Raw genomic sequence first — 7,461 nt, forward strand, 5'->3', positions numbered from 1 at the left:
CGGCCCCCATGAGAACCGGCGCGGAACCGCCCCGGAGCCTGCCCCGGGGCACCCTCCTGGTGGCGGCGGGGACGTTCCTGCTGACCCTCTCCCTGCTGCTGCCGCTGTACGTGCACGACCGCGTCGCCCTGCTCCCGGCCGACGCCACCCTCGGCCTGCGCATGGTCGACGCCGACGCCAGCTACCTGGACACCGCCACCTGGAGCCTGGTTGAGGGCGCCGACCTCGAACGGGACACCCGGGTGGTGGCCTCCGGGCACGGCGCCGACTGGTCGGCGTGGGAGATGACGGTGGACACCTCCTCGTCGGAGCGGGTGCTCGACCACTGGAGCCGCAGGGTCATCGTGGACCGCAGGACTGGTCGGGCGGTCAACTGCTGCGGTGAGCACGTCAACGGCGACCGCGCGGTGCGCCAGGCCGGGCTGGTCCTGTACTGGCCGCCCGGGGCGGCCGAGGGGAACCACTCCTTCTACGACGCCGAGGTGCGCTCGGCCCCCTCGGTCGAGTTCGAGGACGACGACGAGGTCGCCGGGGTGGCCGTGCGCCGATACACCCAGACTGTGGACGCCACCCAGGTCCCCGATTCCGCGCGTGAGGTACCCGCCGCCCTGTTCGATCCCGACGCCGAGGGCACCGTCAGCGCGAACCGCTGGCTCACGGCCGAGCGGACCTTCTGGGTCGAGCCGGTCACCGGCATCGTCGTGAACCTGGAGGAGCGCAGGCACGAGACCTTGCGGCCGCAGAACGGCTCGGGTGAGGTGGACCTGCTCGACACGGAACTGACCCTGTCCGACGGACAGGTCTCCGGCTACGCCGAGCAGGCCCGGGTGCGTTCGCTGCTGCTGCGTGGACTCGACCGCTGGGCGCCCTGGACCCTGGCCCCGATCGGTGCCGTCGCCGTCCTGGTCGGTCTCCTCGGCGCCTGGCGGTCCCGGACCCCGGCCGCCGAGACGGAGACCGAAGCGGCGACCGGAACCGAGGAGCGCTCGCCGGAGGACGCGAAAACCGGGTGACGATCCGGGGGAGCGGAGGGCAGGATCGGTCCGAACCGATCCCCCGGAGGCGCCGTGCCCGACGATCCCCCGAACCCCGCCGCCCCGGCGGCGCGCCGCCTCCGCGCGGCGGCGCTGCTCACCGCCATCCTGCTGTCGTCGATGGGGGACGAGGTGGTGCTGGTCGCGGCCGTGTTCCAGCTCGCCGAGACCGGGAACTCCCTGTGGGTCACCGCTCTGCTGACCGCCCAGATCGGTCCGCTCGTCCTGCTCGCGCCGCTCGCCGGGGCGGTACTGGACCGCTTCGACACCGGCCGTGTCCTGGTCCTGGCCTGCGTGGGGCAGGGCCTGGCCATCCTGCCCGCCGTCTGGTTCCCCCACCCCGGTGTCCTGGTGCTGTGTGTCCTCACGGTCAGCTCCCTGGCTGCCCTTGTCAATCCCGCGATCCTCACCCTTCTGCCCGGCGCCGCCGGGGACCTCTCCCCGGTGCACGCCAACTCGCTGTTCGAGGGGGCCCGGGCCTCGGCCACCGTGCTCGGCCCTCTGGTGGGAGGGGTCCTGGTGGGCCTCTTCGGGATCGTCCCGGCCCTGCTCACGGACTCGGCGAGCTTCTTCGTGGCGGCCGGGACCTTCCTGCTCCTGGGCGTGCGGCGCCCCGCGGCCAGTACCACCGGCACCCTGTGGTCGGGCGCGTTGGACGGTGCCCGCCACGTCCTCCGGGCCCGGCTGTTCCGCGTGCTGATGCCGGTCCTGCTCCTCGCGGTGGTGGCCACGTCCACCACCAACGTGGCCATGGTGTTCGTGACACGGGAGGTGATGGGACACGGGGCCGAGGTCTTCGGGGCGCTCACGGCGGGCTGGGGCGCGGGCCTGCTGTCGGGTGCGTTGGCCGTGTCGGTGCTGCGCCCGGCCCCGACCGGGCGCGGGGTGGCGCTCGCCGCCGCCCTCGTGGGTGCGGCGCTGGCACTGTGGGCCTGGTTCCCGGTGCTGTGGGTGGCGGCAGTGTGCGTGGTGCTGGCCGGTGCGGGCAACTCCGTGTTCAACATCCTGCTCAGGTCGGTGGTCCACCGGCACACACCGGAGTCCCTCCTGGGGCGGGCCCACGCGCTCATGGGCGCGGTGGTCAACGGAGGTTTCGTCGTGGGATTCCTGATCGCCGGATGGTTCGCCGCTGACCACCCCCGGGAACTGCTGGCCGCCGCCGGGTCGGTGGCCCTCCTCGCCGGGCTGGTCGGGGCACTGGTCGTCCGGCTCTCCGGCGCGGAGACCGGGACCGCAGGGACGGACGGGACGGACGGTGATCCCGGGGTCCCGGAAGGGCGGATCGCATAGGATTCCACCCATGTGCGGTCGCTATGCCCAGTCCAGGAACGTGCACCAGCTCCAGCTGGCCTTCGCCCTCCCCGAGGAGGCCCAGGACGGCACGGGGGACCCGCGCGCCTGGCCGCCGCTGGAGGAGCTCGACCCGGACTACAACATCGCGCCGGGCAGCCCGGTGTACGCCGTGCTCGGCCCGCCGCCCCAGGGGGGCACCTCCGGTGAACCGGGGCCGCGCTCCCTGCACACGATGCGCTGGGGCCTTGTTCCCGGCGGCGCCAGGGACCGCAACGTCGGCTACCGCATGATCAACGCGCGCGGCGAGACGGTCGCGGACAGGCCCGCCTTCCGCACCGCCTACCGGCACCGCCGGTGCCTCCTCCCGGCCGACGCCTACTACGAGTGGCAGCTGCTCAACAAGGACGGCACCACCGAGGCCAGCACCTCTCCCGCCACCGACCCACAGCACAAGAGGCGCAAGGCCAAGGCCGCCAAGAAGCCCTTCTCCGTGCACTATTCCGGAGACGAACCGCTCGCCCTGGCCGGGATCTTCGAGCGCTGGCGTGACCCCGAGGTCGACGACCCGAGCGACCCCGACGCCTGGCTGTGGACCTGTGCGGTCATCACCACCGAGGCCGCCCCCGAACTCGCCCACATCCACGAACGCATGCCTGTCGTGGTGCCGCGCGAGGACTGGTCCGTCTGGCTCGACCCCGCCACCGGCGCCGAGGAGCTGGCCCACGTGCTGGACGACTCCCCGGTGGACCGGTTCTCGGTGGACGAGGTCTCCACCGAGGTCAACAGCGTCAAGAACAACGGTCCCCACCTGCTGGAACCGGCCGAGGACTCCGGCCGCGGCGAACCGGAGACACTTTTCTGACCCCGGTGAGGCTGGACAGGGCCGGGGACGGCCTGTGTATGGTGTGCGAGGCCACGGGGGAGTGCTTCCCCGGGCCCTGGACACCGTGATCGAGGTGTCCCGGCACGTTCGACGTGCGCACATGTGAATACGCAACGCGGGAGCTCGCGCCATGGCGGGCTGAGAGGGCGACTCAAGGGTGTCGCCGACCGCAGAACCTGTTCGGGTAATTCCGACGTAGGGAGGCATGCCATGACGGCTATCGACGGTCGTGACGTTTCCACCGCCGACGAGCACCGGGTGACCACAGGTCCCATCATGGGATCTCGCAAGGTCCACGACGAGATCACCACCCCTGAGGGCACCACCCTCCGCGTCCCGCGCCGCCGGGTGGATCTCAGCAACGGCAGCCACTTCGATCTGTACGACACCTCCGGCCCCTACACCGACGACAACGCACGCATCGACGTCCACCAGGGGCTCCCGCGCACCCGCGAGACGTGGGCACTGGACCCCGTCGACGGGGCGACCACCCAGCTGGCCCACGCCAGGGCCGGAACCATCACCCCCGAGATGCGCTTCGTGGCCGCCCGGGAGGGCGCCGACCCCGAGTTCGTCCGCGCCGAGGTCGCCATCGGCCGCGCGGTCATCCCGGTCAACCGCAACCACCCCGAGTCCGAACCCACCATCATCGGCAAGAACTTCCTTGTGAAGATCAACGCCAACATCGGCAACTCCGCCGTCACCTCCTCGGTGCCCGAGGAGGTCGAGAAGATGGTGTGGGCCACACGTTGGGGCGCCGACACCGTGATGGACCTGTCCACCGGCAAGCGCATCCACGAGACCCGCGAACGCATCGTCCGCAACTCACCGGTGCCCATCGGCACCGTCCCGATCTACCAGGCACTGGAGAAGGTCAACGGCGACCCCACGAAGCTGAGCTGGGAGATCTACCGGGAGACCATCATCGAGCAGGCCGAACAGGGCGTGGACTACATGACCGTCCACGCGGGCGTCCTGCTCCGGTACGTGCCGCTGGCCGCCCGCCGCGTCACCGGCATCGTCTCGCGCGGCGGCTCCATCATGGCCGCGTGGTGCCTGGCCCACCACAGGGAGAGCTTCCTCTACACCCACTACGAGGAGCTGTGCGAGATCCTGCGCCGCTACGACGTCACGTTCTCCCTGGGCGACGGCCTGCGCCCCGGCTCCATCGCCGACGCCAACGACGAGGCCCAGTTCGCCGAGCTGCGCACCCTGGGCGAGCTCACCCACATCGCCCGATCGCACGACGTGCAGGTGATGATCGAGGGCCCCGGCCACGTGCCGATGGACAAGATCAGGGAGAACGTGCGCCTGGAGGAGGAGCTGTGTGGTGAGGCGCCGTTCTACACGCTCGGCCCCCTGGCCACGGACGTCGCCCCCGGCTACGACCACATCACCTCCGCGATCGGAGCCGCGCAGATCGGCTGGCACGGCACCGCGATGCTCTGCTACGTGACCCCCAAGGAGCACCTCGGGCTGCCCAACCGCGACGACGTCAAGACCGGCGTCATCACCTACAAGCTCGCCGCCCACGCCGCCGACGTCGCCAAGGGACACCCGGGCGCCCAGGAGTGGGACGACGAACTGTCCAGGGCGCGCTTCGAGTTCCGCTGGCAGGACCAGTTCCACCTGTCCCTGGACCCGGAGACCGCTCAGGCCTTCCACGACGAGACCCTGCCCGCCGAACCGGCCAAGACCGCGCACTTCTGTTCGATGTGCGGGCCCAAGTTCTGCTCGATGAAGATCTCCCAGGACGTGCGCAGGTACGCCGAGGAGAACGGCCTGGACACCGTCGAGGCGATCGAGAAGGGCATGGCCGACAAGTCCGCCGAGTTCGCCGACGGCGGCAACCGCGTCTACCTGCCGCTCGCCGACTAGGGAGCGCCCGTCCCGGGCCCGTCACACCGCAGGGTGTGTCGGGCCCGCCGGCCATCGCCCAGAGTCACAGCAGCACCGGTGGCACCGGCGGTACCACCAGCTTCACACCCACCAGAAGCAACAGGAGCGGCGCCGGGCCCGGCTACTCGGGCTTGTGGGCGCTGGCGACCAGGTGGACGCCGACGTAGTCGTCGGAATCGGCCGCGTGCAGTTCCATCTCGACCAGCCGCGCCATGGACCTGGGATCGCGGGCCAGCATCATCTCGACCGTGGACGCCGACAACACCGTGCGCGGCTTGATCCACTCCAGTTCGAGCCCGGCCTCGGTGACCATCTCCGTGACCTGCTCGGCGGTGAAGCAGCGGGTGATCGAACCGTCCGGCCAGGGCACCAGGAGCACGTCGGCGCTGGGCGCGTGGCTCAGCTCCGGCCAGGCGTCCTGTTCGGCCAGCAGCGCCATGCCCAGGACCACGGAGTCCACGCAGACCAGCACCCGTCCGCCAGGACGCAGCACCCGGGCCACCTCGGACATCGACGACTCGGTGGCCAGGTGCCGGGAGAACACCCGGTTGTCCGCGATCACCCCGTCGAACGACTCGGGGGTGAAGGCGCGCAGGAAGGCGGAGTCGCCCACCACGTGCCGCAGACGACCGCGCGGTGTGGGGCGCGGCACCACGGCCCGGCCGTTCACCAGGGTGAGCGGCCGACGCATGGCCATGTCCACCGAGGGCAGCAGCGTGACGACGTCGTGGCCAGCGGCGACGGCGCGTGGAGTCCCCTGGAAGTCGGGGCTGGACAGGTCGAGCAGCCGGGAGGGCCGCTCGGGGAGCCACCGGCTGATCTGTGCCTCCGCGACCGCCCAGTAGAAGCGCCAGTAGTCCGAGAGCCGGTCCGTGGTGGCGAACTGGGCGGCGGGCGATCGAGGGCGGTCGGAGGCCGGAGTCGAGGACGGTCGCACGTGCACTCCTCTCCATCCTTCAGTGTGTCCTACCCGCACTCTGCCATGCCTCACCTTCACAGACGCGGGCAAACGACAAAGTTCGGGGCGAGGGGACCCGGCCACCGCCCGCAGGGGCGGAATCAGCCAGACGAGGACGTTGTTGTGACCAGCACCGCCCGGGGAGTGGTCCCGGAGGGGGTTCCCGAGGCGGGGACCCGCCAGAACACGGGAGCAGGAAAGGGGAGGGGTTCGAGCATGCCGACCGCTGGTGCGTGCCTTGAGCGCGAGGAAACGGCGTTGGCGCCACGCGGCGTCGATGCGCAGGTCGGGGGTGTGGGAACGTATCGTTGGGATACGGACACCCCACCAGGGGCCAGCGCGAGGAGGCCGAAGGGCTTGGACCAGAGCCAGGAGACAGCCGGGGAACGGGACGAGCGGTTCGAGAGGGACGTGCTTCCCTTCCTCGACCAGCTCTACTCGGCGGCACTGCGCATGACACGCAACCCCTCGGACGCCGAGGACCTGGTACAGGAGACCTTCGCCAAGGCGTTCGGTTCCTTCCACCAGTTCAAGGAGGGGACCAACCTCAAGGCGTGGCTGTACCGCATCCTCACGAACACCTTCATCAACTCCTACCGCAAGAAGCAGCGGGAGCCGAAGCAGGCCGGGACCGAGGACGTCGAGGACTGGCAGCTCGCCCAGGCCGCCTCGCACACGGCGGCGGGGCTGAAGTCCGCCGAGGCCGAGGCGCTCGAACACCTCCCCGACAGCGACGTCAAGCGCGCCCTCCAGGAGCTTCCGGAGGACTTCCGGATCGCGGTCTACCTCGCGGATGTCGAGGGGTTCGCGTACAAGGAGGTCGCCGAGATCATGGGCACCCCCATCGGGACGGTCATGTCCCGGCTGCACAGGGGGCGGCGCCAGCTGCGTTCCCACCTTGAGGAGTACGCGGTGGACCGTGGTTTCCTCCCCGCGACCAGAGCCGCGGAGGCCTCGGCCGTCGCGTCGGGGTCGGCTGCGGGGGGTCGAGGACAGGTGAGCGGGTCGGATCGGGGAGATCGGCAATGAGCGGCGGCCACGACAAGTCGGAGACGGACACCCCGTGCAGCGAGGTGCTCGAGAAGCTCTACACCTACCTTGACGGTGAGCTCGAGGAGAGCGACTGCCCCGAGGTCAGGGCGCACCTGGACGGGTGCAGCCCCTGCCTTGACGAGTACGGCCTGGAAGAGGCCGTGAAGAAGCTCGTCGCCAAGCACTGCGGTTGCGATCCGGTCCCGCTGGACCTGCGGGACAAGGTCCTCGGTCGGCTGGCGGAGGCCCGCAAGGAGCAGCTGGCCCGCGAGGCCAGGGCTGACTTCCCCGGGACCCCCGCCTGACAGCGGCCTGAGCCGTCGACGGCCGTGGGCCGTCCGGGGCGCGGTGGCGGAAGCAGG

At 70.9% G+C, this 7,461-nt stretch carries 7 protein-coding genes and 1 riboswitch; of the genes, 6 read left to right on the top strand and 1 reads right to left on the bottom strand.

Annotated elements, in window-relative coordinates:
* Positions 1–8: 8 nt before the first annotated feature.
* The 4 genes from KBX21_RS22315 (at position 9) to thiC (ending at position 5,088) form a co-directional block, all read left to right on the top strand.
* On the top strand, positions 9–1,013 hold the full coding sequence (locus tag KBX21_RS22315) for a DUF3068 domain-containing protein (protein ID WP_210843498.1): 1,005 nt from the start codon (positions 9–11) through the stop codon (positions 1,011–1,013).
* A gap of 54 nt (positions 1,014–1,067) precedes the next feature.
* A complete protein-coding gene (locus tag KBX21_RS22320) occupies positions 1,068–2,324 on the top strand; it encodes an MFS transporter (protein ID WP_210843499.1) in 1,257 nt (418 codons plus the stop codon).
* Positions 2,325–2,334: 10 nt separating this feature from the next.
* Positions 2,335–3,189, top strand: a complete 855-nt coding sequence (locus tag KBX21_RS22325; RefSeq protein WP_049572686.1) for an SOS response-associated peptidase — start codon at positions 2,335–2,337, stop codon at positions 3,187–3,189.
* 126 nt (positions 3,190–3,315) lie between these two features.
* Positions 3,316–3,431, top strand: a riboswitch (TPP riboswitch).
* The gene (thiC, locus tag KBX21_RS22330) at positions 3,421–5,088 is read left to right on the top strand and encodes a phosphomethylpyrimidine synthase ThiC (RefSeq protein ID WP_049572690.1); all 1,668 of its coding nucleotides are present in this window, start codon (positions 3,421–3,423) and stop codon (positions 5,086–5,088) included. Its footprint overlaps the riboswitch before it by 11 nt.
* 142 nt (positions 5,089–5,230) lie before the next feature.
* Here thiC and KBX21_RS22335 read toward each other — a convergent pair whose 3' ends face one another.
* Positions 5,231–6,052 carry a class I SAM-dependent methyltransferase gene (locus KBX21_RS22335; RefSeq protein ID WP_049572694.1) on the bottom strand — a complete coding sequence of 274 codons (822 nt, stop codon included), beginning with the start codon at positions 6,050–6,052 and terminating at the stop codon, positions 5,231–5,233.
* 372 nt (positions 6,053–6,424) lie between these two features.
* Here KBX21_RS22335 and KBX21_RS22340 point away from each other — a divergent pair, with 372 nt between their 5' ends.
* Positions 6,425–7,096, top strand: a complete 672-nt coding sequence (locus KBX21_RS22340; RefSeq protein ID WP_049572699.1) for a sigma-70 family RNA polymerase sigma factor — start codon at positions 6,425–6,427, stop codon at positions 7,094–7,096.
* Positions 7,093–7,404 carry a mycothiol system anti-sigma-R factor gene (gene rsrA, locus KBX21_RS22345; protein ID WP_049572703.1) on the top strand — a complete coding sequence of 104 codons (312 nt, stop codon included), beginning with the start codon at positions 7,093–7,095 and terminating at the stop codon, positions 7,402–7,404. Before KBX21_RS22340 ends, rsrA begins: the two co-directional genes overlap by 4 nt.
* Positions 7,405–7,461 lie beyond the last annotated feature (57 nt).

Origin of the sequence: Nocardiopsis sp. B62 (assembly GCF_018070675.1) — a bacterium.
Classification (GTDB): domain Bacteria; phylum Actinomycetota; class Actinomycetes; order Streptosporangiales; family Streptosporangiaceae; genus Nocardiopsis; species Nocardiopsis prasina.